Origin of the sequence: Rhodococcus sp. OAS809, assembly GCF_040546695.1 — a bacterium.
Taxonomy (GTDB): domain Bacteria; phylum Actinomycetota; class Actinomycetes; order Mycobacteriales; family Mycobacteriaceae; genus Rhodococcus_F; species Rhodococcus_F qingshengii.
Genome location: NZ_JBEPOI010000002.1, coordinates 1,640,530 through 1,664,737 on the forward strand (window position 1 = coordinate 1,640,530; position 24,208 = coordinate 1,664,737).

Annotated in this window: 21 protein-coding genes and 1 tRNA gene; 11 read left to right on the forward strand and 11 right to left on the reverse strand. The window is 62.4% G+C overall.

From position 1 onward, the window contains the following. Positions 1-9 precede the first annotated feature (9 nt). Genes ABIE52_RS10565 through prfB form a run of 3 tightly spaced genes read right to left on the reverse strand, consistent with a single transcriptional unit; the run spans position 10 to position 2,505 of the window. Entirely contained in the window at positions 10-495 is a 486-nt protein-coding gene (locus ABIE52_RS10565; RefSeq protein ID WP_007731286.1) for an Rv3103c transmembrane domain-containing protein, read from the reverse strand. Then, a complete protein-coding gene (locus ABIE52_RS10570; RefSeq protein ID WP_003942304.1) occupies positions 492-1,376 on the reverse strand; it encodes a mechanosensitive ion channel family protein in 885 nt (294 codons plus the stop codon). The genes ABIE52_RS10565 and ABIE52_RS10570 overlap by 4 nt, the downstream gene beginning before the upstream one ends. A gap of 22 nt (positions 1,377-1,398) precedes the next feature. Next, entirely contained in the window at positions 1,399-2,505 is a 1,107-nt protein-coding gene (gene prfB, locus ABIE52_RS10575; RefSeq protein ID WP_003942364.1) for a peptide chain release factor 2, read from the reverse strand. A 109-nt stretch (positions 2,506-2,614) separates the two neighbouring features. Here prfB and ABIE52_RS10580 point away from each other — a divergent pair, with 109 nt between their 5' ends. The 3 genes from ABIE52_RS10580 (at position 2,615) to ABIE52_RS10590 (ending at position 5,586) form a co-directional block, all read left to right on the forward strand. Next, positions 2,615-3,109, forward strand: coding sequence for a beta-class carbonic anhydrase (locus ABIE52_RS10580; protein WP_007731285.1), 495 nt, complete (start codon positions 2,615-2,617; stop codon positions 3,107-3,109). A 19-nt stretch (positions 3,110-3,128) separates the two neighbouring features. Next, positions 3,129-3,911: a histidinol-phosphatase gene (gene hisN, locus ABIE52_RS10585; protein ID WP_007731284.1), complete on the forward strand. Its 783-nt coding sequence runs from the start codon at positions 3,129-3,131 to the stop codon at positions 3,909-3,911. A gap of 136 nt (positions 3,912-4,047) precedes the next feature. Further along, a complete protein-coding gene (locus tag ABIE52_RS10590; RefSeq protein ID WP_070160148.1) occupies positions 4,048-5,586 on the forward strand; it encodes a multicopper oxidase family protein in 1,539 nt (512 codons plus the stop codon). Here ABIE52_RS10590 and ABIE52_RS10595 read toward each other — a convergent pair. Beyond that, complete coding sequence (locus ABIE52_RS10595) at positions 5,580-6,218, reverse strand: response regulator (RefSeq protein WP_030534984.1); 639 nt, start codon at positions 6,216-6,218, stop codon at positions 5,580-5,582. The genes ABIE52_RS10590 and ABIE52_RS10595 overlap by 7 nt on opposite strands. Further along, on the reverse strand, positions 6,215-7,360 hold the full coding sequence (locus ABIE52_RS10600; RefSeq protein ID WP_256261657.1) for a sensor histidine kinase: 1,146 nt from the start codon (positions 7,358-7,360) through the stop codon (positions 6,215-6,217). The genes ABIE52_RS10595 and ABIE52_RS10600 overlap by 4 nt, the downstream gene beginning before the upstream one ends. Before the next feature lie 103 nt (positions 7,361-7,463). Between ABIE52_RS10600 and ABIE52_RS10605 the strand changes: the two genes are divergently transcribed. The 3 genes from ABIE52_RS10605 (at position 7,464) to ABIE52_RS10615 (ending at position 11,936) form a co-directional block, all read left to right on the forward strand. Next, positions 7,464-8,912 carry an acyl-CoA dehydrogenase family protein gene (locus tag ABIE52_RS10605; RefSeq protein WP_073512822.1) on the forward strand — a complete coding sequence of 483 codons (1,449 nt, stop codon included), beginning with the start codon at positions 7,464-7,466 and terminating at the stop codon, positions 8,910-8,912. A 27-nt stretch (positions 8,913-8,939) separates the two neighbouring features. Next, entirely contained in the window at positions 8,940-10,145 is a 1,206-nt protein-coding gene (locus ABIE52_RS10610; RefSeq protein ID WP_003942363.1) for an acyl-CoA dehydrogenase family protein, read from the forward strand. Positions 10,146-10,301: 156 nt separating this feature from the next. Continuing rightward, a complete protein-coding gene (locus ABIE52_RS10615) occupies positions 10,302-11,936 on the forward strand; it encodes an acyl-CoA synthetase (protein WP_030534986.1) in 1,635 nt (544 codons plus the stop codon). 6 nt (positions 11,937-11,942) lie between these two features. Here the strand turns inward: ABIE52_RS10615 and ABIE52_RS10620 are convergent, their stop codons facing one another. From ABIE52_RS10620 to ABIE52_RS10630, 3 genes are read right to left on the reverse strand one after another with little or no spacing between them, the layout of a single operon-like run. Continuing rightward, positions 11,943-13,271, reverse strand: a complete 1,329-nt coding sequence (locus ABIE52_RS10620; RefSeq protein WP_058039108.1) for an amidohydrolase family protein — start codon at positions 13,269-13,271, stop codon at positions 11,943-11,945. Positions 13,272-13,311: 40 nt separating this feature from the next. After that, positions 13,312-14,289: an isopenicillin N synthase family dioxygenase gene (locus ABIE52_RS10625; RefSeq protein WP_003942293.1), complete on the reverse strand. Its 978-nt coding sequence runs from the start codon at positions 14,287-14,289 to the stop codon at positions 13,312-13,314. A gap of 15 nt (positions 14,290-14,304) precedes the next feature. Further along, positions 14,305-15,495, reverse strand: a complete 1,191-nt coding sequence (locus tag ABIE52_RS10630; protein WP_354541484.1) for a nitrate ABC transporter substrate-binding protein — start codon at positions 15,493-15,495, stop codon at positions 14,305-14,307. 251 nt (positions 15,496-15,746) lie between these two features. Here ABIE52_RS10630 and ABIE52_RS10635 point away from each other — a divergent pair, with 251 nt between their 5' ends. Genes ABIE52_RS10635 through ABIE52_RS10650 form a run of 4 tightly spaced genes read left to right on the forward strand, consistent with a single transcriptional unit; the run spans position 15,747 to position 19,190 of the window. Beyond that, complete coding sequence (locus tag ABIE52_RS10635) at positions 15,747-16,529, forward strand: ABC transporter ATP-binding protein (protein ID WP_003942349.1); 783 nt, start codon at positions 15,747-15,749, stop codon at positions 16,527-16,529. Further along, positions 16,526-17,431, forward strand: a complete 906-nt coding sequence (locus ABIE52_RS10640; protein WP_192712537.1) for an ABC transporter permease — start codon at positions 16,526-16,528, stop codon at positions 17,429-17,431. The genes ABIE52_RS10635 and ABIE52_RS10640 overlap by 4 nt, the downstream gene beginning before the upstream one ends. Continuing rightward, on the forward strand, positions 17,428-18,498 hold the full coding sequence (locus tag ABIE52_RS10645; RefSeq protein WP_192712538.1) for an isopenicillin N synthase family dioxygenase: 1,071 nt from the start codon (positions 17,428-17,430) through the stop codon (positions 18,496-18,498). Before ABIE52_RS10640 ends, ABIE52_RS10645 begins: the two co-directional genes overlap by 4 nt. A gap of 47 nt (positions 18,499-18,545) precedes the next feature. After that, on the forward strand, positions 18,546-19,190 hold the full coding sequence (locus ABIE52_RS10650; protein WP_007731273.1) for a GntR family transcriptional regulator: 645 nt from the start codon (positions 18,546-18,548) through the stop codon (positions 19,188-19,190). A gap of 4 nt (positions 19,191-19,194) precedes the next feature. Here ABIE52_RS10650 and ABIE52_RS10655 read toward each other — a convergent pair whose 3' ends face one another. Together ABIE52_RS10655 and ABIE52_RS10660 are read right to left on the reverse strand one after the other, a co-directional pair. After that, positions 19,195-19,971 (reverse strand): esterase/lipase family protein, encoded by a 777-nt coding sequence (locus ABIE52_RS10655; RefSeq protein WP_003942360.1) that lies wholly within the window; start codon positions 19,969-19,971, stop codon positions 19,195-19,197. Between the two features lie 73 nt (positions 19,972-20,044). Beyond that, positions 20,045-20,118: transfer RNA gene (locus ABIE52_RS10660), tRNA-Met, on the reverse strand. 450 nt (positions 20,119-20,568) lie between these two features. Between ABIE52_RS10660 and ABIE52_RS10665 the strand changes: the two genes are divergently transcribed. After that, positions 20,569-21,123, forward strand: a complete 555-nt coding sequence (locus ABIE52_RS10665; protein WP_003942299.1) for a transglycosylase family protein — start codon at positions 20,569-20,571, stop codon at positions 21,121-21,123. Positions 21,124-21,211: 88 nt separating this feature from the next. Here ABIE52_RS10665 and ABIE52_RS10670 read toward each other — a convergent pair whose 3' ends face one another. Further along, complete coding sequence (locus ABIE52_RS10670) at positions 21,212-24,187, reverse strand: UPF0182 family protein (protein WP_030534991.1); 2,976 nt, start codon at positions 24,185-24,187, stop codon at positions 21,212-21,214. Positions 24,188-24,208: the final 21 nt, after the last annotated feature.

The following is a 24,208-nucleotide window of genomic DNA, read 5'->3' on the forward strand; positions in this document are numbered from 1 at the left end:
CCCTCGTCCTTATCCGGTACCGGTGGTCGCGGGTGACTGCGGCACAGACGTCGGTGCCTGCATCGCCGCGCCAGGTTGGGGAACGGTCGTCGTCGCCGGAGTGGTCGGCACCGTGGTCGCGGACTGTTCGGCGTTGCCCGGCGCAGGCGCGGGACCCGAAGTCGGAGTCGGAGAACCTGAGCTGCCCGTGCTCGATTCCGGAGACTGGGTCTCGGACGTAGTCGTCGGCTCGGTCGAGGACGGCACGGGGGTCGTCGTCGACGGTTTGACCGAGGGCGCGACGTAAGGCTCGGTCTGCGACGTGTCCACGCTGGGCGGTGGTGTCACTGCGGTCGGGTCCTCAGGATTGAGATACGTATGCAACAGATACGTCAATATCCACGCCACGATGAGAATGAAGGTAGAGGTTCGCATCCGGCCGCCGAAAATCCGGGACGGGAGCCAGTCCAGGTGAAACAGTCGGTCGAGTCCGCGGCGCGGTTCCTGATCGGTCATTCGCTCGCCTCCTCGGTCCGTACGGTGTGCAGATCCGGTGACACCGTGATCCCCTGACGTCGCAGTGCTGCGGCGACGCGGACGCGAAGAGCGCGTCCGACCTGGAACTGTTTGCCAGGGAGTGTGCGCGCGACCATCCGCACGTTGACCTGATCGACCTCCAGGCTTTCGACGCCCATGACCGTGGGCTCGTCGAGCAGCAGTTTCTTGAGTCCGCGGTCGGCCATCGCGTCGACTCCGACCTGGCGAAGCACCTCGTTGACCCGGGTGAGATCGGCGGTCGCCGGAACCGGAACGTCGATGACGGCGCGTGCCCAATCCTTGGACAGGTTGGTCGCTTTCACGATCTGCCCGTTGGGAACGGTGATGACCTCGCCGTCGGAGTTCCGCATTCGCGTCACGCGCAGGGTCACGTCCTCGATGACACCCTCGGCGTCGTCGGAGGAGCCGGTGATCGCAAGTCGCACGGTGTCACCGAAGCCGTACTGACGTTCGGTGATGATGAAGAAACCGGCAAGAATGTCCTGCACGACGCGCTGTGCACCGAAACCGAGCGCCGCACCGAGAACGGTCGCCGGCGCGACGAGACTTCCGATCGGCAGGTTCAGTTGGTCGAGAACCTTCAGCGTCGCGATCACGTAGATGAACGTGATGACCACCCAGGTGATGACCTGCGCGACCGAGTGACGATGCTTGGTCGCCTCGGAACGAACCAGCGCATCGCCCAACTGATAGTTGGAGTCGATCTGGTCGGTGACCTTGTTGCCTCCCCAACTGACCAACCGGGCGAGAATCATCGCCCCGAGCACGGTCATGAGGACGGACAAACCGGTGGTTTGAAGCCAATCGAGCAGGTTCTGCCCAGGTCGAAGTAAAGTCATCGTGCCTTTCGGTATCCGAACGCTATGCGGACTGGTTCTCGCTCATGCGCCAGCGGATGCCGGCCTCGAGGAACCCGTCGATGTCGCCGTCGAGCACTGCCGACGGGTTGTTGACCTCGTACTCGGTACGCAGGTCCTTGACCATCTGGTACGGATGCAGAACATAGGAGCGCATCTGGTTGCCCCACGAGCTGCCGCTGTCGCCCTTGAGCGCATCCATCTCGGCGCGCTCTTCCTGACGCTTGACCGCGAGCAGTTTTGCCTGCAGGACGCGCATCGCCGACACCTTGTTCTGGAGCTGCGACTTCTCGTTCTGACAGGTGACGACGATTCCCGTCGGGATGTGCGTGAGTCGAACGGCGGAGTCCGTCGTGTTGACCGACTGGCCGCCGGGACCGGACGAGCGGTAGACGTCGACGCGGATGTCGTTCTCGTTGATCTCGATGTGGTCGGTCGTCTCGACGACCGGCAGTACCTCGACCTCGGCGAACGACGTCTGACGGCGCCCCTGGTTGTCGAAGGGGCTGATGCGAACGAGCCGGTGGGTGCCCATCTCGACGGACAACGTGCCGTACGTGTACGGGCCTTTGATCGCGAACGTCGCGCTCTTGAGTCCGGCTTCTTCGGCGTACGACGTGTCGTAGACCTCGACGCCGTAGTCGTGCTTCTCCGCCCAGCGGATGTACATACGCATGAGCATCTCGGCCCAGTCTGCAGCGTCGATACCGCCGGCACCGGAGCGGATGTTGATGAGCGCGTCGCGCTCGTCGTACTCGCCCGAGAGCATGGTCTTGACTTCCATCGCCGCGATGTCGTCTCGCAGGCTCGCGCGCTCGGCGTCGGCGTCGGCCACCGCGTCGGGGCCTTCGTCTTCTGCCAGTTCGTAGAGGATCGGCATCTCGTCGAGTCGCTCGCGTAGTGCCACGATCCGGCGCAGCTCGGCCTGCGCGTGGGAGAGCTGGCTCGTGACCTGCTGGGCGTGTTCCTGGTCGTTCCACAGACCCGGGTCGGCTGCCTGGTGCTCGAGCTCGTCGATGCGTCGGCGCAGCTCCTCGACGTCCACAACCGATTCGCAGGTGCGAAGGGTGGTGTCGAGGGCGTTCAGGTCTGCAATTACGTCGGGATGCACGGTTCTCAAGGCTACCGGGTGCCGACCTCGGCCCTGCCGCCCGTCACGTATTGGGATCACCGGGACTGGAAGCCTTGCCAACGTCGCTCCGAGGGAACCTACTGGAACGATGACTGTCACCGACGAATACCTGCAGAACAACGCCGCCTACGCCGAGCAGTTCACCGGACCGCTCCCCCTCCCACCCAGCAAACACGTCGCCGTACTCGCCTGCATGGACGCCCGCATCGACGTCTATCGGGTGCTGGGAATCAAGGAAGGCGAATCGCACGTCATCCGCAATGCGGGTGGAGTCGTCACCGACGACGAGATCCGATCCCTGGCCATCAGCCAGCGTCTGCTGGGAACTACCGAGATCATCCTCATCCACCACACCGACTGCGGAATGCTGACGTTCACCGACGACGACTTCAAGCGATCCATCCAGGACGAGATCGGCATCAAACCAAATTGGGCTGCCGAATCGTTTCCCGACATCGACGAGGACGTCCGTCAGTCGTTGAAGCGCATCGAGAACAGTCCGTTCGTCACCGCGACGACCTCCCTACGCGGATTCGTCTTCGACGTCGCAACCGGAAAGCTGAACGAGGTCCTCCCCGATTGAGCCGGTAGGTTGTGTACCCGTGACCGATCGCGCATCCGACCTCGCACTCGCCCTCCGTATCGCCGACGAGGCTGACGCGATCACTCGCGCCCGCTTCGGCGCCCTCGACCTTCGAGTGGACGACAAGCCGGACCTCACCCCCGTCTCCGACGCCGATCTGGCTGTCGAGCGAGCAGTGCGCGCGACGCTCGGTGAGCATCGTCCTGCGGATTCCGTACTCGGCGAGGAATTCGGCGGCGACGCAGTCTTCGAGGGCAGACAGTGGGTGGTCGACCCCATCGACGGGACCAAGAACTTCGTCCGCAACGTACCGGTGTGGGCCACGCTGATCAGCTTGCTCGAGGACGGCGTCCCGGTCATCGGCGTCGTGAGCGCACCTGCACTGAATCGGCGATGGTGGGCTGCAACAGGTTTGGGTGCACATACTTCCTTCGGGGACAGTGATGCGCGGGCGATCCAGGTATCCGCCGTCGATCGCAGCGAGTCAGCGAGCCTGAGCTTCTCGAGCCTCTCGGGGTGGAAGGACCGCGGAATTCGCGATCAGTTCGTCGAACTCACCGACCACGTCTGGCGCGTGCGCGGTTACGGGGACTTCTTCTCCTACTGCCTCGTGGCCGAAGGCGCCGTCGACATTGCTGCCGAACCCGAGGTTTCCCTGTGGGATCTGGCAGCGCTCGACGTATTGGTCCGTGAGGCCGGCGGCGCGTTCACCGATCTGGACGGCGGCGCAGGTCCGCACGGCGGCAGCGCGGTCGCCACCAACGGACTGCTGCACGAAGACGTTCTGGCCCGCCTGCGGTAACACCCGAGTACCAGAACATCCCACCCGCCGCAAGGGTCCGAGGGAGGAGTTCCGACAGGCCCGTCGGCAGGATTCGGCACGACATCTCGGCCCGTTGACTGGAAGTAGTTGATCACGCACTACTTCCAGGAGAACGATGAACCGGATTTCCAGGCGCACGATTCTGTTCGGTCTGGCCGCAGCGCCCCTCGGGCTCGCGGTGGGCTGCGGCGCCGACCCGGCAGCGAAGAGCGCCACGTTGGCGGTGGCCGGAACTTCGCGTCCGCTACCGATTCCGCCGCTTGCCGAATCCACCGTCGACGACGCCGGTGTTCGCCACTTCACACTTCGTGCCGGTGCCGGGACCACCGAGATCGTCGCGGGAAAACTCACCGACACTTGGGGTTTCAACGGATCCATTCTGGGGCCGACCGTCCGCGCCGAACGCGGAGAATCTGTCGCATTCACGATCGACAACACACTGGCAGAGCCCACGACCGTCCATTGGCACGGCATGCATCTGCCCGCCCGATACGACGGCGGCCCGCACCAGACCATCGAAGCCGGCGGACGCTGGGAACCGGCGTGGACGATCGGCCAGTCGGCGTCGACGCTCTGGTATCACCCACACCCGCACGGATCCACCGAACGGCACGTGCAGCGCGGTCTCGCCGGACTGTTCCTGATCGACGACGCCGACACGCGGGCGTTGGACATCCCCAAAACCTATGGTGTCGACGATGTTCCGCTGATCATCCAGGATCGTCGATTCCTCGCCGACGGCAGCTTCGACGAATCGGATCCGACCGACATAGGCCTGCTCGGCGACACGATCGTCACCAACGGCATCTCCGACGCCTACCTCGACGTCACCACCGGGGTCGTCCGGTTACGCATTCTGAACGGCTCTTCCGGCCGTCTCTACAACCTGGGGTTCCCCGACGACCGCACGTTCGATCTGATTGCCACCGACGGCGGACTGCTCGAATCACCTATTGCGATCAAGCGGATTCAGCTCAGCCCCGGCGAACGAGCCGAGATCGTGGTTCGCGTCGACCCCGGTGCGACGACCACACTGGTGTCGTTCCCGATCGAGGACGGCGGTGGCGTGAGTTCCTCCGACGCCGAGAACTTCGGCATGAACGACCGCTTCGACATCCTCGAACTGCGGGGCGTTGCCAGCCGCGCGTCACGGTCGACTCTCCCGGCGCAGTTGGCCGTACTGCCGCGTCTGGATCCGTCGAAGGCAAGCGTTTCCCGAACCTTCGATCTGCAGTGGTACATGATCAACGGGCAACGAATGGACATGAACCGCATCGACTTCGAGGCCGAGGTCGGCGCGACCGAGGTGTGGACGATCACCAACAAGGACAACTGGCCACACAATTTCCATGTCCACGACGTACAGTTCCAGATCCTCGACGTCGACGGTCGCACTCCTCCGCCGCACTTGCGCGGACTCAAGGACACTGTTTACACACCACCGGGCAGTAGGATTCGCGTCGCGCTGCAGTGGTCCGAGTACACCGATCCCACGTTCCCGTACATGTTCCACTGCCACCTGCTGATGCACGAGGACCAAGGGATGATGGGCCAATTCCTCGTCCTCGAACCGGGGCAGAAGGCGGCTCCGATGCAGATGGACATGCCGATGGACATGCCGATGCCTTCGTCTGGTTCGCACTCCGGTCACTGAAAGTTCTGCAAGTGGTACACGGCGAGGCGAACCCGATTGTCGCAACCGGTCTTCGACATCAGGTTCGCCACGTGCGTCTTCACCGTGGTCACACCGAGATGCAGCGTGTCCGCGATCTCCTGATTGCTCTTCCCTTCTGCCACCAGTGCGAGGACCTGCGATTCGCGATCGGTCAACGGAACCTTGTCCGTCACAGCAGTGTCTGCGATACCACCGATCACCGCTCGATCCACAACCCGGCGGAGAAGTTCCGGAGTGAACACCATCTCGCCCTCGGCGATCCGCCGAATGGCACCGAGCAACTCGGCGGGTTCGGTGTCCTTGACGAAGAATCCCGAAGCCCCCGCGGCGAGTGCGGGATACAGATGATCGTCGTCGTCGAAGGTGGTCAGCACGAGAATGCGCGCTCGACGACCGGCCTTGACGATCTGCTGGGTGGCGCCGATCCCGTCCAGCCCGGGCATTCTCAAATCCATCAGAATCACGTCGGGATCCAATTCTGCAGCGAGCGCTACCGCCTCGACGCCGTTCGACGCCTCACCGGCCACGGTCATGTCCTCGGCTGCCGCGCACAGCATCCGCAAACCGGCGCGCACAAGTCGCTGGTCGTCGACGATCAGCACGCTGATCACGAGACATCGCCCGAGACAACGAGTGGAATACTCACGTGCACTTCCCATTTCCCGTCACTGTTGGTGCCGGCGGTCATCTCGCCGCCGACCAACTCCGCACGCTCCTGCATTCCCACCAGGCCATGACCTGCACTCCGAGGCGATCCCTCGACGTGGTTGACAACCCTGACATGCACCCGGTTGTCTTCGCGACCGACCGAGACCGATACCAGCCCCTTCTTGTCGCCGTGCTTCATGACGTTGGTCAGTGATTCCTGAATCACCCGCAACAACGTCAGCCTCCCGATCGCGTCGAGATCGGCTGCGCCTGACTCGACATTCTCCTGGGCATCGAAGACTGCCTGCACCTCGAAACCCGCCGCACGCACACGATCTATCGCCGCCTCGATTTCCGCCTCGACGGCATCCGGCTCGACCAGAGCGACCTCACCGAGCGAAGGATCACGAAGTGCGACCAGGAGGCGACGGATATCGGCCAGCGCATCGGACGCAGTCCCACGCACATCCGCGAGGACCTCACGCACGGCCTCGTCCTGGGGCGCCAAGACATGTTGAGCCACGCCGATTCTCAGGACGATCGATGCCATGTGGTGCGCAACCAGGTCGTGCAGTTCGCGGGCGAGCGCACTGCGCTCCGCAGCGCGGGTCTGCGCAAGATTGTTCGCGGCCAATTCACGCTGCGAGCGTAGATACAGCCCGAGCAGCAGTGGCAACCCCACGTACGCAAGCACTTTCACAGCCGTCGTGACAGACCAGAACGCTTCGTGAGATTCGAACCAGATCCCCGCGAGCACCGAACCGCACCATCCTGCTGCCGATACGGCAACCATTTCTCTACGCTCGGCCCGCATCGTGACGTCGACGACGGCGACCGCCCCGAGATACGGAACAAGCTCGGACAGCCCCCAGGCGTCGGCGACGAACATCGGAACGGCGAGCGCCGAGATGACCAGGGACGCGAAGACCGGCCATCGACGGCCGACGGCGAAGGCGAGCGCCGACAGCATCGACAGAATCCAGTAGGTGAGGGGAACTCGATACTCCCCCGGATACGTGCTGGCGATCAACAGGCACGGGACCACCACCAACGGCGTGTAGCGCACGTACCGCTGTATCCGATCTGGCACCTCTGTCCGGTTCACCCCTCGAGCCTATGACGCGCATCATTTCGCGGTTTCTCGACAACAGACCTTACTGATGAGTAAGATAAGGATCGTCCAACGCCCCAACACCGAGAAACAGCTGGTGATCATGACCAAGCAAGACAGTGTTGCCCCCGACAGGAGCGCTCAGCGCAGCGAATCGGGCGCGCAGCGCGGCGGCGCCAAGGGTGCGCCCCGCGACACGTCCGCCGTCGGCCTGAACCCGATCAAACGCGACGCCATGGGCGCAGCCATGCGTGTGCTTACCAAGATCACCGGTTCGGAACTGGCCGAGAAGTTCAATCTGCGTCAGACCATCGATCGCGTGACCTACGAGGGCACCAAGACGGGCTTCAAAACCCTGGGTGCCGCCACTCGAGGATTCCAGAAGGTCTCGGGCAACGGCGCACCCAAGCGCCTGCCCGACAACCCGAGCAAGAACGCCGACTACTTCGATCTGACCCCCGACGACGACCAGAAGATGATCGTCGAGACCGTGCGCGAGTTCGCGGCCGAGATCCTGCGTCCCGCAGCGCACGACGCCGACGGCGCAGCGCAGGCACCCGCCGATCTCTCCAAGCGCGCAGCCGAGCTCGGCATCACGCTGATCAATGTTCCCGAAGAACTCGACGGAGCAGCTGCCGATCGCGGCGCAGTCACCAATTCTCTTGTTGCCGAGGCACTTGCGCACGGAGACATGGGGCTTGCACTTCCGATCCTCGCACCCAGCGGTGTTGCAGTCGCACTGACGCAGTGGGGCACCGACGCGCAGCAGAAGACCTACCTTCCGGCCTTCACCGGCGAGCAGGTCCCCGGCGCAGCAGTGGTGGTCAACGAACCACGCGCACTGTTCGATCCGTTCGCCCTGCAGACCAAGGCAGTTCGCTCCCCCAGCGGCTACAAGCTCAACGGCGTCAAGAGCTTGGTGCCCGCCGCGGCTACGTCCGAGCTCTTCGTCATCGCCGCAGAACTCGACGGCAAGCCGTCCTTCTTCATCGTCGAATCCGACACCAAGGGACTCGTCGTCGAAGCAGATCCCAGCATGGGACTGCGCGCCGCAGGCCTGGGTCGCCTGATCCTCACCGATGTCGCTGTGCCGGAGTCCGCACTGCTCGGCGACGGTGACGCCGAGCAGCGCAAGGCCGAATACGCCGACGCGATTCGCCTGGCTCGCCTCGGTTGGGCGTCCATGGCCGTCGGCACCAGCCAGGCAGTTCTCGACTACGTGATTCCGTACGTCAACGAGCGCGAAGCGTTCGGCGAGCCGATCAGCCACCGCCAGGCGGTTGCCTTCATGGTCGCCAACATCGGCATCGAACTCGACGGACTGCGCCTGGTCACGCTTCGGGGCGCTTCACGCGCCGAGCAGGGCTTGTCCTTCGCTCGCGAATCCGCTCTGGCCCGGAAGCTGGCTTCCGAGAAGGGCATGCAGATCGGCCTCGACGGTGTGCAACTCCTCGGTGGACACGGGTTCACCAAGGAACACCCGGTCGAGCGCTGGTACCGCGACCTCCGTGCCATCGGCGTTGCCGAGGGCATCGTCCTCATCTGACGCCGCTGAACTTCCAGGAGAACCACGATGATCAACCTCGAACTTCCCAAGAAGCTCAAAGCATCAGCGAACCAGGCACATCAGGTCGCGGCGCAGATCTTCCGACCCATTTCACGTAAGTACGATCTCGCTGAGCACGAGTACCCCGTCGAGCTCGACACCATGGCCGCCATGGTGGAAGGCCTCTCCGATTCCGGTGGAGACATCGGCGGCGCCAGCGGCGGACGGTCCGACGCCAGCGCCAAGGGCGGCAACGCCAACGGCGGCAACATGTCTGCGCTCCTCAACTCGCTCGAAACATCTTGGGGCGACGTCGGACTCATGCTCTCGATCCCCTACCAAGGGCTCGGCAACGCCGCGATCGCCGCAGTGTCCACCGACGAACAGCTCGAACGTTTCGGCAAGGTGTGGGCCTCGATGGCCATCACCGAACCGAGCTTCGGTTCCGACTCCGCCGCAGTGACCACCACCGCCGTTCTCGACGGCGACGAGTGGGTTCTCAACGGCGAGAAGATCTTCGTCACCGCCGGTGAGCGTTCGACGCACATCGTCGTGTGGGCATCGGTCGACAAGTCGAAGGGCCGAGCGGCCATCAAGTCGTTCGTCGTTCCGCGTGACGCACCGGGCCTGAGCGTTGCTCGCCTCGAGCACAAGCTGGGCATCAAGGCCTCCGACACCGCAGTACTCCTGCTCCAGGATTGCCGCATTCCCGCGGACAACATCCTCGGCAGCCCGGAGGTCAACGTGGAGCAGGGCTTTGCCGGCGTCATGCAGACGTTCGACAACACCCGGCCCCTCGTTGCAGCCATGGCCGTCGGCGTCGGACGCGCAGCTCTCGAAGAACTGCGCGGCATCCTGACCGAAGCCGGTGTCGAGATCTCCTACGACACACCGGTCTACAACCAGCATGCAGCTGCAGCCGAGTTCATCCGTTTGGAAGCCGACTGGGAGGCCGCGTACCTGCTGTCTCTGCGCGCGGCGTGGATGGCCGACAACAAGAAGCCGAACTCGCTCGAAGCGTCCATGTCCAAGGCGAAGGCCGGCCGCACCGGCACCGACGTGACGCTCAAGGCAGTCGAGTTGGCCGGCACTTACGGCTACTCGCAGCGCCCGTTGCTCGAGAAGTGGGGCCGCGACTCGAAGATTCTCGACATCTTCGAGGGCACCCAGCAGATCCAGCAGCTGATCGTCGCACGCCGCCTGCTCGGAAAGTCGTCCGCCGAACTGAAGTGACGGTCGCACGGACCAGATCCCGAAACACTCCGCCCCGCCACCTTTCGAGGTGGCGGGGCGGAGTGCTCGGTCGCCATCGTGAAACTTCACCACCGAAACCTGATTGCGCATTAGTGTGTAATCAGTCCTACAACGACGCTCGGAAGAGGTTCACGTATGCCCGGATTGGTCACCAAGGTCACTGACACCATCGGCGCGGCGGGGGTCATGTTCCGAGCCGGACTCGTCCCGTTCCCTCGCCTCGATCGCGGACTCAAATCCATTGCAGCCGTGGACAAGTACGGACCCTTCGCCGGGCCGGTCCATGCACACGCCGAGAACGGCTACGACGCGGTGGCGATCATCGACGAGCGCGGCCCCATCACCTATGCCGAGCTCGAGCGTCAGAGCAACGCGTTGGTCCGGGCGTGGCAGGCCGACGGCATCACCTCCGACTCCGTCATGGGTGCGATGTGCCGTAACCATCGAGGCTTGGTCCTGACCATGCTGGCGGCAGCGAAGAACGGAACGAAGCTCGTTCTCATGAACACGGGCTTCGCTCGGCCCCAACTCGTGGACGTCGCAGCGCGTGAGAAGGTTGTCGCCTTCGTCTACGACGACGAGTTCGCGGCCATCGCCGATGCCTTGCCGGACGACGTCGTCGTCTATCGTTCCTGGCCAGAGGGCACAGCCGCTGACGGTTCCACGGCAGCTACTCTCGACGAGGCCATCGCCGGACGCACCACGTCGTCGGTGCCGGCACCCGAGAAGAACGGTGGCTTCGTCCTCCTCACCAGCGGCACAACGGGAACTCCCAAGGGTGCGCCGCGTGGCCACACCTCCCCTCTCGCGTCGGCACAGTTCCTCGACCGCGTGCCGTTGCGCCGCGGACAGACCATGATGATGGCGGCCCCCGCCTTCCACGGAACCGGTGTCTCGCAGTTCGCTCTCGCGTTGGCGCTCGGCCAGACCGTCGTCATGCATCGAAAGTTCGATCCGGAGAACACGATCAAGCTTGTCGCCCAGTACAAGTGCGACAGTCTGGTCGTGGTCCCGACGATGCTCACTCGCATCATCGACCTCGGTCCCGACGTGCTGTCCAAGTACGACACGTCGAACCTGAAGATCATCTTCTCGGCAGGTTCGTCACTCTCACCCGACCTGTGCAAGCGAGTCACGGCCTCGTTCGGGTACGTCCTCTACAACCTGTACGGATCCACCGAGGTCGCAGTGGCCACGGTCGCGACTCCCGAGGATCTGACCATTGCGCCGGGAACCGCGGGCCGCGCTCCGGTGACCTGTCACGTCGAACTGTTCGACGAGAACAACAAGAAGATCACCACCCCACACACGATCGGCAGGATCTTCGTCGCCAGCGGGCTGAGCTTCGAGGGATACACCGACGGGCGCGACAAGGAACGTATCGACGGACTTCTCTCGACCGGCGACGTCGGACACTTCGACGCCAACGGCCTCCTCTTCGTCGACGGCCGCGACGACGACATGATCGTCTCCGGTGGCGAGAACGTCTACCCGCTCGAAGTCGAGAACCTGCTCGCCGATCGCGAGGACGTCTTGGAAGCGGCAGTCATCGGAGTCGAGGACGCCGACTTCGGGCACCGCCTGCGAGCGTTTGTCGTCGTCGCCCACGGCGCCGACCAGAACTCCGACGAGCTGAAGGATCACGTCCGGTCGAATCTCGCGCGCTACAAGGTTCCCCGCGAGATCGTCTTCATCGACGAACTTCCCCGCAACGCCACCGGAAAGCTGTTGCGTCGCGTCCTGATCGAGATGGAGATCAGCGAAGACTGAGCACAGTCACAAAGCGCTGAGCGTGCGGATCAATTCCGCCTCGTCGACGCGAGTGGAGTGCCCGTCGCGGAGCACGACCTCGCCCGCAACCAACACCGTGTCCACTATCTGACGACTGCCCGTCGTGAGAATGGACGCGCCCGGATCTCGTACCGGGAGGCAACCGAAGTCGCGTTCGAACCGAATCATGGTGAGGTCGGCGGGATCACCCACGGAGATCCCGCCGGACCTGGCCGGCAGACCGAGTGCTGCGTTTGCACCGCCGGATGCGATGTCGATCATGGCTTCGAAGCCGAGCAGGTCGGCGCGGCCGCGCGCGGCTCGCTGCACGTAGGCGCCGGTGCGCAGCGTCTCGAGCATGTCCTGAGTATCGTTGCTGGCTGCGCCGTCCACACCCAACCCCACCGCGATCCCCGCGTCGAGGAAACTCGGGACGGGCGCGATTCCGCTACCGAGCCGCATGTTGCTGACGGGGTTGTACGACACTCCGACGCCGCGCTCCGCCAGCACCTTCTGACCACGGTCGTCGAGTTCGACGCAGTGGACCGCCAGCACCCGGTCCCACAAGAACCCATGGGAATCCAGGTAGTCGACCGCGTTCATGCCCGCGTGTTCGGTACACATCGTGTTGTCGGTCTGCGTCTCGAGCAGGTGAATCGAGACCGTCAGGTCGCGAGCCTGCGCGAACTCACGCACTTCCGACATCCCCTCCGGGGTCAGCGAACGCGGGTTCGGTACCGCGACTGCCACGTCGACGCGGGAACCTGCGACGTCGCGCATCATCTGATCCGTATGTGCGAGAACGTCTCCGAGTGGTTGCATGAGCCGCGGATCGAAGCCCCACTTCCTCGTCTTGTCCGCCCGGTCTGCGGTTCCGCGTCCCAGTACGGCACGAATCCCGGTGTCGTGCAACGCCCGGATCACAGCGTCGTGAACCTCGCTGGACGGGTGCGGCCACATGTGTTCGACCAGGGTGGTCGTACCGCTGCGCAATGCCTCCAGCGAGGCTGCGACAGTGGCCGTGTATGCGCGCTCCGGCGTGATCTGAACCGACTCTTCTGCGACCGCGAGTAGCCATTCGAGAAGCGGTGTCCCTTCGGCGATCCCACGCATCAGTGACTGCTGAAGGTGCGTATGGGTGTTGACGAACCCAGGGATCAGATACGCCCCCGATCCGTCCACACTTCCAGGTGTGGCGGTGCCGGTCGACTTCTCGATCGATTCGACCACCCCATTCGAGACGACGACGTCGTGGCCGGTCAGCCATTGCCCGCCGCTGTACAACGTCACGTCCCGGATGATCGCGTCGGTCATGTTCTTGGGCGCGGTAGTCATCGCCAGTTCTCCTGAAAGTGTGTGACGGAACGGATACGGATCAACGCGCGAAGTTCGCGCGTACTCGCTGGTCGATGTAGTCCTCGGCAGTGATCGGCGGGTACTTGCCCGCCGGCCCCTCGATGGTCACGTCGCGGTTCGCCTGAGCGAAGAACGCGAGGCTGTAGCGGGCTCCCCGATAGTCGGTGACTCCGGGACTCTTGACTCGATGAAAATTCGACGGCAGGACGTCATCACTCCATCTCATCAGCATGTCGCCGATGTTGCAGGTGATTGCTTCCTCAGCCGGCACCACCGACGTCCATTCCTGGGTGTCCATCTCCTTGCCCGGGCACAGTTGCAAGCCGCCCTGACCGTCACGCTGGAAAAGCAATGTCAGGCAATCGAAATCGGTGTGTGCTCCGGCACGCCACATCCCTTCGACATCTGCGTCGGCGGCAAGGGGGAAGTAGTGGAGTAGTCGCAGCGTGCTCTGGTAGGTGTCCACCGACGGGTCATGTGCCCTGGTGAAGAAGTCTCGTTCGAATCCCAGCTTCTCGGCGAAGCACGACAACAGGTCCATCGCAATGCCCCAGCACTTGGCTTCGAAGTCCAGGATCGTTTCGCGGAATCCGCCCAATTCGTCTGCAGTGGGCCACAGATCACCCATATGCGGGCGGGTCACCTGATAGGACTCTTTCTGATCAGGTGTTCCGATGGACGGACGCACCTGCGTCATGCTCTCCCAGCCGGAGTTGAAACCCTTCTTGAGCGGATACTGCGCTTTGACCTCGGTGGGCAGTGCAAAGAATCGCTCGGCCGCCGCGAAAGCCTCGCGGACCTGGTCCAGATCGATCCCGTGATTGACGATTTGGAAGAATCCGATGTCGGTCGCTGCCGACCACAACTCCTCGGCGATCTCGCTGCGCCGGTTCTCGAAATCCGAGAGATCGATTCTTCGGACCTCGCGGTCGGTGGTCTCCGTGCCCAGGCCACCCATGCGGGTCTCGCGGTTGAGTTCTGTCATGTCGTAAGTCATTTGCTGTCAGCTCCTTCAGCGGATTCCGATGGACCGATCGGTGAACTTGTCGGTGTAGATCTCTTCTGCAGCCAATGACTGCGGTATCGCCGCACCCCCGGCGTTCAGGATGGGCTTCAGTTCTTCGACGGTGTGAGCGACTCGCGTCATGTCGAACGTGCCGACGGATCCGTCCGCCTCGTTCGCGATCAGGCCCTTCTCTTTCAAGAGTTGGGCACTGAACGCTGCTTCACCCTCGGTGTAGGGAGAGAACGACACGTCCTGCGAGACGACGTCGACAATGGCAGCATTCGCCGTATCCGGCGCAGTGATGTAGTCCGCGGTGGCCTGCTGAATGATCGGAACCAGCTTGCTCAAACACGGGGAGAGTGTCTCGACCTTGTCGGCACGAACGGAAACATTGGACGCGTAGATGTCGAAACCCGAATCTTTCAGCAGGTCATAGGAAACCGGCTTGTCCCACGCCGGCGTCTCCTTCTCGTACGTGTACGGTTCCGAATTCGCGAATCCTTGCTGAGCGATGGTCGGGTCACCGACAAATCGCGAGGGAGCTCCGTCGTAGCTCGTGTCGAGCTGAGACTGCTTCAGTAGGCCTTTCGCCACGAGCCACTGCGGAAACAGTTGCTCCTTGGAAACGACGACACTCGCGTCGGACTTGCCGATATCGGCAACACTCGCCCATTCCGGATGAGACTCGCTGTCCCACATGAGGATTGCCGGGCTGTACTTGAGCAATGGCGTGACGGCCACAACGGGCTGACTTGCCGCTGCCGCGATCACCTGATCGCCGTGCACCAAGCCGAGAGTGATCGAATCGTCGACGTACATCTGGGAGCTGACGGATTGGAACCCGATTGCCGGTCCCCCGGCCCGCAAGGTCAAGTCGACTCCGGTGTCCTTCCCTCCGGCGACAAGAGTCCCGCTGACGGACTTGTCGTCGGTGTCGACCGAATAGCCGGGACCAAGCATCTCGAAGAGCGCTCCCATATCCGACTGTGGCTGCCATTGGAGTTGAACCACAACGTTTTCCGGACAGAGACCCGCTAGGTTCTGAGCCTCGGCAGCTGGTTCGAGAGATTCAGCCTTGGCCGTCTCAGCCTCACTGGAGCTGCACGCAGTCAATCCGATGGCTGCACACATGGCCAGTGCCGCGCCGGCCGCTCCCACACTTCTGCGATTGGAATGCACCTTGCGATTTGAATACACAGCGTCTCCTTCGTGAAAACAATTGGGATGTGGGCGAACCAGGAAGGGTGATCCGATGTGCACACTCTGCAGTACATGGATTACATGCAATCGACTAGTTGTTTCCATCAGGTAACGCGCGCCAAGATTCTTGCTTCACCTGCAATGTCACCTCACATTTACATTCAGCAATCTAGGCGACATACATGCAATTCAAGATAGTTCATACATCTTGAAGAACTTTTGCATGCATTATCGAACCGGAGGCTCAGATGGAACTCGCGAACACGATGCAGGATGCCGACGCTCGCAAGCTCACCGCACCGATGCAGATGGTCTTTTCCGATGTCGTCAAGAAGTTCGATACCGGCACTGTCGCGCTGGACGGCATCGATCTGAACGTGGAGCGAGGAGACTTCGTCGCCGTGGTCGGACCCTCCGGCTGCGGCAAGTCGACTTTGTTGCGCATGGCGGCCGGCCTCGAGCGACCGACCAGCGGCGCGGTTGCCCTCGACACCGAATCAGTTGGCTTCATCTTCCAGGAGCCGACTCTCCTCCCCTGGCGAACCGTGCAGGCCAACGTCGAATTGTCCGCCGAACTCGGTGGCGGCGACAAAGCAGCCCGAAAATTGCGCGCCGACGAGGCAATTCGCGCAGTGGGACTGGCGGACTTCGCGAAACAACTGCCCAACGCGTTGTCGGGCGGAATGAAGATGCGCGTCTCGTTGGCGCGTGCGCTCACCCTCGCACCTGCTGTGATGCTGCTCGACGAACCTTTCGGTGCTCTCGACGAGATGACACGACTGGAGATGCAGGTAGAGCTGCAAAGGCTCTACACCGACAAGGGGTTCACCTCGATGTTCATCACGCACTCGGTATCCGAGGCCGTGTACCTCGCAAACAAGGTGGTCGTCATGACCGCCCGGCCCGGACGAATCCATTCGGTCGTGGACATCGATTTCCCCTACCCGCGTAGCCCGGAACTGCGCTACGACGCCCGATACACCGAACACGTCGCCGAGATCTCGGCCAGTCTCCATGGGAGCTCACGATGACCGAAGTCCTTGCAGTGCAACAGGGCACCACCACACGCAATTCCGCCGTTCGCACTGATTCTGCGACCGCTGCGCGAGCACAGTCACAGCCCGGACGGCCCTCTCGAATGAGAGCGCTCGGCACCTTCCTGCTCTATCCGCTGCTCTCACTTGCCGGCGCGGTCGCAGCGTGGTCGATCGTCAGCTACCTCGTTCTCTCCCCGGAACGTCGATTTCTCCTTCCGCCGCCGAGTCAAGTACTGACAAAGTCGCTACTCGACTGGAAGCACCTCTCGCCCATGCTCGAAGCCCTCGCAGTGACGGCACAGGTAGCACTGGTCGGCTTCGTCGTCGCGGTGGCAGTCGGCGTCGGAACCGGCGTGCTGATGAGCCAGGCCAAGTGGATCGAGCGGATCGTCTATCCCTATGCCGTTGTGCTGCAGGTCATTCCCATCCTCGCCATCGTCCCCCTCATCGGGCTCTGGTTCGGCTACGGTATGACCGCGCGTACCCTGGTGTGTGTTCTCATCGCAGCCTTCCCGATCATCACCAACACACACTTCGGATTGCAATCGGTCGATCGCGGACTGCACGAACTCTTCACCCTCGGCCGCGCGTCCCGTTGGGATCGATTGGTGAAACTCGAACTGCGAGCGGCAATGCCGGCTATTCTCACCGGCATCCGCACCGCCTCCGGCCTTGTTGTCGTCGGTGCCATCATCGGCGACATGTTCTTCGCCAAAGGACAACCCGGGATCGGAACGCTGCTCGACGTCTACCGAAGCCGCCTTCAGTCCGAGGATCTGATCGCCGCGATCGTGATCGCGTCGGTGTTCGGTGTCCTCGTCTTCTCTGCCTTTGGATTCCTCTCACGTGTGCTCGTCGGTAAGTGGCACACGTCCGGCCGCAAGGACTTTAAATGACCCACGAAACTCCTGTCTTCGAAATCCCTACGATCGATATCAGCCCGTACCTCCGCGGCGAGGCAGCGGTTGCAAACGCCACCAACAGCACTGCCTGTGCGGAAGTGGCAGCTCAACTCGATCGCGCGTGCCGGGAGGTCGGATTCATACAGATTGTCGGACACAGCATTCCACGATCGGCGACCGAAGGACTGGCCGACGCTCTCGACGAGTTCTTTGCTCTCCCACTGACGGTGAAGAACAACTATCGCCGTCCCTCGTCCGAGAACCGCGGCTACTCACCACCGAAATCGGAATCACTCAGCATGAGCCTGGGCGTCGCCGCTGCGAACCAGATGAACGATTTCTACGAAGCAATAGTCGTGGGCACAGAGGTGAGCGACTATCCGGGCGTCGACCTACCCGAGTCCAGCTACGCCGCCAACACCTGGCCCGTGGCCGCGCCCGGATTCCGACCGGCAATCGAAGAGTATTTCCGTCATTCCCAGGGCTTGGCACGAATCCTGATGTGCGCCTTTACCGACGCTCTCGGATTGCAGCCCGGGTACTTCGATTCGATGCTCGACCATTCGATCGACGCGATGAAGATGAACAACTACGCACTGCCCGAGGGCGAGATCCGCATCTCCGGCGACATGACGGGAATGGGCGCTCACACCGACTTCGGAATCTTGACCATCCTGTGGGCAGATCAAGTTCCGGGCCTTCAAGTTCTGAGTGCCGACGGCGTATGGCACGACGTCCAACCTGCCGACGGCGCACTCTTGATCAACCTCGGCGACGCGATGGCACGCTGGACGAACGACCGATGGCGCTCAACAGTGCACCGAGTCGACCCACCTATCGTCGATGGTCAGATCATCCGACGTCGCTCTGCCGCATTCTTTTTCGACGGGAACTACGACGCCGTCATCGAAGCACTGCCAGGGACTCTCACACCGGGCGAAGTGGGATACCCGCCGATCACGATCGCTGAGAACATCGCGGCCAAAGTGGCCGGACTGAAAGGCGCGACGGCGCCCGACGTCGACAGTCGCAGCGCTGACCGGGTGCGCGCCGCTGGATAGCGCTCCCGGGTACCGTCGACATCGTGCAGGATCGAAGTGAGGACAAGATGACCACCACCGAACGAGCTTTGCTCACCGAGTCCGTGCACGAGACACTTCGCGAACTGATCTTTTCGGGAGAGCTGGCGCCGGGGACACCACTGAGTGTTCCCGCGCTGGCGAGCAAGCTCAATGTCAGTCGAACGCCGGTCCGCGAGGCCGTGCAGCAGTTGATCTACGAGGGCATCGCCGTCCACACACGGAATGCGGGTGCAAAAGTCGATTCGCTGGACGCGGAGTCTCTGCGCGCGGTCTTCGAGGTGCGTGAGGTACTCGACGGTCTCGCGGCGTTCAACGCCACGGCCAATGCCACGCACGAAACCGTGTCACAGCTGAACAAGATGGTGCAGGTGCAACGCGAACTTCTCGAGAGCCCGCCGGATCAGCGTCGGGATTCGAAGCTCGACCTCGAGTTTCACACCTTGATTCGTGAGACTGCATGCAATCACCCACTCAGCGAAGCCCTGCATCGTCTGGATGGACAGTCACATCTCTACCGTTCGGACATGTGGAGCCTCGAGCTCAATCGGCGGATCGCCGTCACCGAGCACGCACGTATAGTCGCGGCCATCGAATCGGGTGACGCCTTGGGGGCGAGGACTGCCGCGAGCGCACACGTAGCCGGGCTACTCGTCCGAACAACCCGGACCTGAAGCTTTACCGAAATGACGGAAACAGTGTGTCAGGCCAGGTGATGTCGCCGTCGTTCTCGTCCACGAACGTACCGACACAGTCGCGCCCCAAAGCGCTGATCGCTCCCGAGATGACCTCTGGATGCTCGAGCTCGGTGAGGTGGTCTCCTCCGGTTCCGGCCCCGGGAACGCCATCGACGTACACCCGGCACTGGCCCCCGTCCAACCGACCGTCCGCCCACTCGCCCGAACTCTGCACCACCGAATAGTAGGCAGATCCAGGAGTGTCCTCACCGGCATTGAGCTTGGTGAGAACTTCGGAGAACATGCAGGTGTCGTAACCGTCGGCAGGGCCTTGTACGCAGCCACCGGGGCTACCGTACTGTGGCGCACCGATGGCGACGAATGAATCCACTACTTCGGAGCCACCGAGGAACTTCGCGTAGTACCGGGAGCTCAGTCCACCCGCACTGTGCGCGATCACCCCGACGGAGTCAGCGCCGGCAGCGTAGGAGCGAATCGAATCGGCAATCAGCTCGGCGTCGGCCGCAATCATCTTGCCGGGTGCGTCGACGAAGTGTGTCTCGTAGCCCGCAGCGCTCAGTGCCTTGTCGAGGGCGCGGTAGGTCGCCTGGTGCGTTTCTCCCGAGTTGTAGAGCTGCTGCCCCGGAACGATGAAGACCACGCGCTTCGCATCGGTGATCCGCCCACCGGCGGCAGCGCTTCCTGCCGAGAACGCCAGAGCGGTGGTCACCAGCGAAGTAGTCACCGCCATCGCCAAGAGAATCTTCGAGAGTCGCACGTCGCCACCCTACGACGGCTGCGCACAAAAAAGGACCGCCGCACTGGAATCCAGTGCGGCGGTCCTTTTCTAGTAGCGGGGACAGGATTTGAACCTGCGACCTCTGGGTTATGAGCCCAGCGAGCTACCGAGCTGCTCCACCCCGCGATGCATGGACAAAGTTACACGAGCAGGTGAACGGAACGCAAATCGCCTGCGCTGGAGCGAAATACACGCCTGAAAGTCGAAGAATCGGGTGACTGGGTTCACAAAATGCCCGTGAGCATCAACACATAACAAGCATGTAACGAACGTACGTCGAAACGGCATCGGAAAGGCTCTACCAGCACAAACGCTAAAATTTCGGGTCGAGAGCAGACCAGACAGTCCGGAAAATTGCGAATCGACCCTCGTTCGACGCTCCCGTACGGTCGGTCCCGGCCCGAATCAACCGGGCGAACGCCGACCCGCCGCTGCTCCACTCTGCCCCGCGGGATCGGAACCCCCGAAACCTTCGAGGGGCAGAGACACGGAGAGACAAGCGCCCGGGAAAGTCAGCATCATCGCCGACCCGCAGGCCCGCCGATGTCAGCAAGCGCGGAGAGGATTTACCCCGACATGACGTACACCAGCATCAGCAAGCGTGCATTCGGCACATTGGCAGTAGCCGGCGCACTTGTCGCAGTGCCCCTCACCATGAGCACCGGCACCGCTTCCGCAGCCACCCACAACTGGGACGGCGTCGCACAGTGCGAGAGCGGTGGCGACTGGAACATCAACACCGGAAACGGCTACTACGGCGGCCTGCAGTTCTCGCAGAGCACCTGGACCGCCAACGGTGGCACCGGCTCGCCCGCCAACGCTTCCAAGGAAGAGCAGATCCGCGTCGCCGAGAACACCCTGCAGAGCCAGGGCCCCGGCGCATGGCCCGTCTGCGGCCAGCGTCTGACCGTCGCGAGCGAGCCTGCAGTCGAAGAAGCTCCCGCCGCAGCGCCGGCTCCCGTCGCCGAGGCACCCGCAGTTGCTCCCGCCATCGAGATCCCGGCCGAGCTCAAGCCCGCCGCACAGCAGGCTTACGACACCGCTCGTGACCTCGCCGGCCAGTACGGCTTCGCCGCACAGTTCCAGCAGCTCTCCGATGCCAACGCACCGATCGTTGCAGCACTGCGCTGATTCAGCTCGTACAGCTTCACCTGAGAACACAAGAAGGCCCGCCATCCGATCGGATGGCGGGCCTTCTGTGACTCACGAACGAGGTCGACTAACTGGGCGGCAGCGCCTGGTAAGCGTCAACCGCCTTCTGCAGGCGATCCAGCGCGGCTCCGTAACCACTGAAGTCACCAGTCTGTTGCGCAGACTTCAATGCATCCATGGCAGCGTTGACCTCTGCCAGAGCCTTCGACACATCTTCCGATGATGCCGGACCTGTAGGCGTCGTCGGCGCCGTCGGCGCGGGGGTGGTCCCGGTTCCCGCCGGCGGTTCCGTCGTGGCAGTTCCACCCGGTGCGGTGGCAGCGCCCGCGGCTCCACCATTGTCGAAGACCTGATCGAGCGCCTCGGCCAACGTGGATGCGTAACCGACACGAACCCTGCTGCCAGCCTTCGCAGACTCCTGGTAACTCACCAGAACTCGGGAAAGCTGCGGGAACGAAGTCGTTGTGTTACTTCGCTCGGTATACATGGGCTCGACGTAGAGAATTCCACCCTCTGCGATCGGCAAGGCCAACTGGTTGCCGTATCGGATCGTGTTGGTTCTCTCCAGCAGTGCCTTCTCCGAGCCCACGCGAGCATCCGAGATCATCGAGTTCTGCGACTGTGACGGACCCTGCGTCTGTTTGTTGACGGGCAACTGCAGAACAGTGATCTTGCCGTAGTCCTTCGGATCCGAATTCACGGTGATGTAAGCCGACAGGAAGTCTCGCTGGAATCCCACCATCGGACTTGTGAGCCGGAACGACGGCGCGCCGGTTTCCTGGTCCCCCACCATCACGTAGTACGGCGGTTCATTTTCCTTCGAATTCTCCACCGTCGGCTCGTTGGGCACCGACCAGAAAGCGTTGTTGGTGAAGAACTCGGTCGGATTGTCGACGTGGTACTTCGCCAACATTTCCCGCTGAACCTTGAACAGGTCTTCGGGATAGCGGAAGTGTGCCCGCAGATCGTCCGAGATATCACTCTGCGGCTTGACCGTGTCCGGGAACACACCCTTCCACGCATTGAGTACCGGGTCGTTGTCGTCGACCTGATAGAGCGTCACGGTGCCGTCGTAGGCATCGACGGTTGCCTTGACCGAGTTGCGGATGTACGAGACTTCCTTCTTCGGCAACAAACGACCGGTCGTTGCATCCACACTGTCCGCGACCAGTCCGTCCAGCGAACTGCGCTGTGCGTACGGGTAGTTCTCCAGCGTGGTGTACGCATCGACGATCCAGACGATCTTGCCGTCGACTGCGGCCGGGTACGCATCTCCGTCAGTGGTCAACCACGGAGCAACCTGACCGACGCGATCGCGAGGATCACGGTTGTAGATGATCTTGGAATCCGAACCGACGGCACCCGAGAAGAGAATGTTCCTCTCCGTGTACTTCGCCGCGAAAGCCAAGCGATTGACCCAGTTTCCGATGGAGACGCCGCCGGAACCGGTGTAGGTGTACTTGGTCTGCTCCGTGTCGTATTCGCGAGCTTCCGAACCACCGGCACCACCGACGATTGCGTAGTCGTCAGCGCCTTGACCGATGACCTCGCCGTAGTAGATGCGCGGTTGATCGACCTTGATGACCTGTGTTCCCGCGTCCTGCGAGGCGATGTCGCTGACCGTGTAGATCGGGTAGCCCGCATTGTTGTTGTTCGCGTTGTCCTTCGTCGGGTCCAGGACCGGCGCAGTGATCTTGTTCGCCGGAGCGGCCACCAAGCCGTCGCCGTGGGTGTAGACCGTGTGCTTGTTGATCCAGTCCGTCTGGTTTCCCTGCAGGTTGTTCGGTGAGATCTCACGCGCCGCCACGATGTAGTCGCGCATCTCACCGTCGATGTCGTAGCGATCGATGTCGAGCGAGGGCGGGAACCCGTAGAAGTTCTGACGCTGTTGCTGCTGGGTGAAAGTGGGCGACAGAATGTTCGGATCGAGGAGACGAGCATTGGCAATAGTGGTGACGTCTGCCGGCACTTCGCGCGGAATTGCGTCGCCGTCACCCGAATAAGGCTGATATGTGACCTTGTCGTCCGTGATTCCGTAGGCCTGCCTGGTGGCCGCGATGTTTCGCTCGATGTACGTACTCTCCTTGTCCGCCGCGTTGGGCTTGACGGAGAACTGCTCGACGATCATCGGCCAGACTGCGCCTACGAGCACGGACGAGAGAACCAACAGAGCAACGGCCATAGCCGGGATACGAAGGTCGCGGGTGAAGATCGCAGCGAAGAAAGCCAAAGCACAGATGATCGCGATGGACATCAATATCAGCTTTGCCGGGAGCACAGCCATGATGTCCGTGTACCCCGGGCCGGTGAACGTCGGCTCTTTACGGCCGCTCGAAAGCAACGAGTAGCGATCGAGCCAGTATGCGACGGCCTTCAACAGCACGAAAGTGCCCGCCAGAACAGCCAACTGCACACGAGCGGCGGTAGTGAACGTCCCCGCTCGTCCGGCCAATTTGATTCCACCGAAAACGTAGTGGGTGATCAGATTTGCCACGAAAGCCAGCAGGATCGAGACGAACAACCAGTTGAGAACAAAACGGTAGAACGGCAGATCGAACGTGTAGAAGCTGACGTCCATGTTGAACTGCGGATCGGTGATCCCGAAAGCCTGGCCGTTAAGGAACAACTGGATAGTGACCCAGTTGGCCTGTGCGATGAGACCGGACAGGATGCCGATCGCTACCGGAATGATCACGCCGAAAAGACGAAGACGCGACATGACGGTGGTGCGGTAGCGCGCGATCGGATCATTAGGTCCGGAGACCGGGACGAACACCGGGCGTGCGCGGTACGCGAGAAGCATCGCGAGCCACACGATGGCTCCGACGACAATTCCGACGACCAGGAAGAGCACGAATCGCGTCAACAGAACCTTGGTGAAGACACCGCGGAAGCCGACTTCGCCGAACCACAACCAGTCCGTGTACATGCCGATCAGTCGCGGCCCCACGAGCAGCAAGGCCGCCACTACGACAGCCACCACCAACAAGATTCGACTGCGTCTGGACAGAGAGGGTAAACCTGCGGGGGGCCGCATGCCCACGTGCCACGCTCCAAGATTTGG

Bases quoted from the DNA above. Each gene is read 5' to 3' on its own strand.
- ABIE52_RS10565 (WP_007731286.1), bottom strand. From the start codon at position 495: ATGACCGATCAGGAACCGCGCCGCGGACTCGACCGACTGTTTCACCTG.
- ABIE52_RS10570 (WP_003942304.1), bottom strand. From the start codon at position 1,376: ATGACTTTACTTCGACCTGGGCAGAACCTGCTCGATTGGCTTCAAACC.
- ABIE52_RS10580 (WP_007731285.1), top strand. From the start codon at position 2,615: ATGACTGTCACCGACGAATACCTGCAGAACAACGCCGCCTACGCCGAG.
- ABIE52_RS10590 (WP_070160148.1), top strand. From the start codon at position 4,048: ATGAACCGGATTTCCAGGCGCACGATTCTGTTCGGTCTGGCCGCAGCG.
- ABIE52_RS10610 (WP_003942363.1), top strand. From the start codon at position 8,940: ATGATCAACCTCGAACTTCCCAAGAAGCTCAAAGCATCAGCGAACCAG.
- ABIE52_RS10615 (WP_030534986.1), top strand. From the start codon at position 10,302: ATGCCCGGATTGGTCACCAAGGTCACTGACACCATCGGCGCGGCGGGG.
- ABIE52_RS10620 (WP_058039108.1), bottom strand. From the start codon at position 13,271: ATGACTACCGCGCCCAAGAACATGACCGACGCGATCATCCGGGACGTG.
- ABIE52_RS10625 (WP_003942293.1), bottom strand. From the start codon at position 14,289: ATGACTTACGACATGACAGAACTCAACCGCGAGACCCGCATGGGTGGC.
- ABIE52_RS10635 (WP_003942349.1), top strand. From the start codon at position 15,747: ATGGAACTCGCGAACACGATGCAGGATGCCGACGCTCGCAAGCTCACC.
- ABIE52_RS10640 (WP_192712537.1), top strand. From the start codon at position 16,526: ATGACCGAAGTCCTTGCAGTGCAACAGGGCACCACCACACGCAATTCC.
- ABIE52_RS10645 (WP_192712538.1), top strand. From the start codon at position 17,428: ATGACCCACGAAACTCCTGTCTTCGAAATCCCTACGATCGATATCAGC.
- ABIE52_RS10650 (WP_007731273.1), top strand. From the start codon at position 18,546: ATGACCACCACCGAACGAGCTTTGCTCACCGAGTCCGTGCACGAGACA.
- ABIE52_RS10665 (WP_003942299.1), top strand. From the start codon at position 20,569: ATGACGTACACCAGCATCAGCAAGCGTGCATTCGGCACATTGGCAGTA.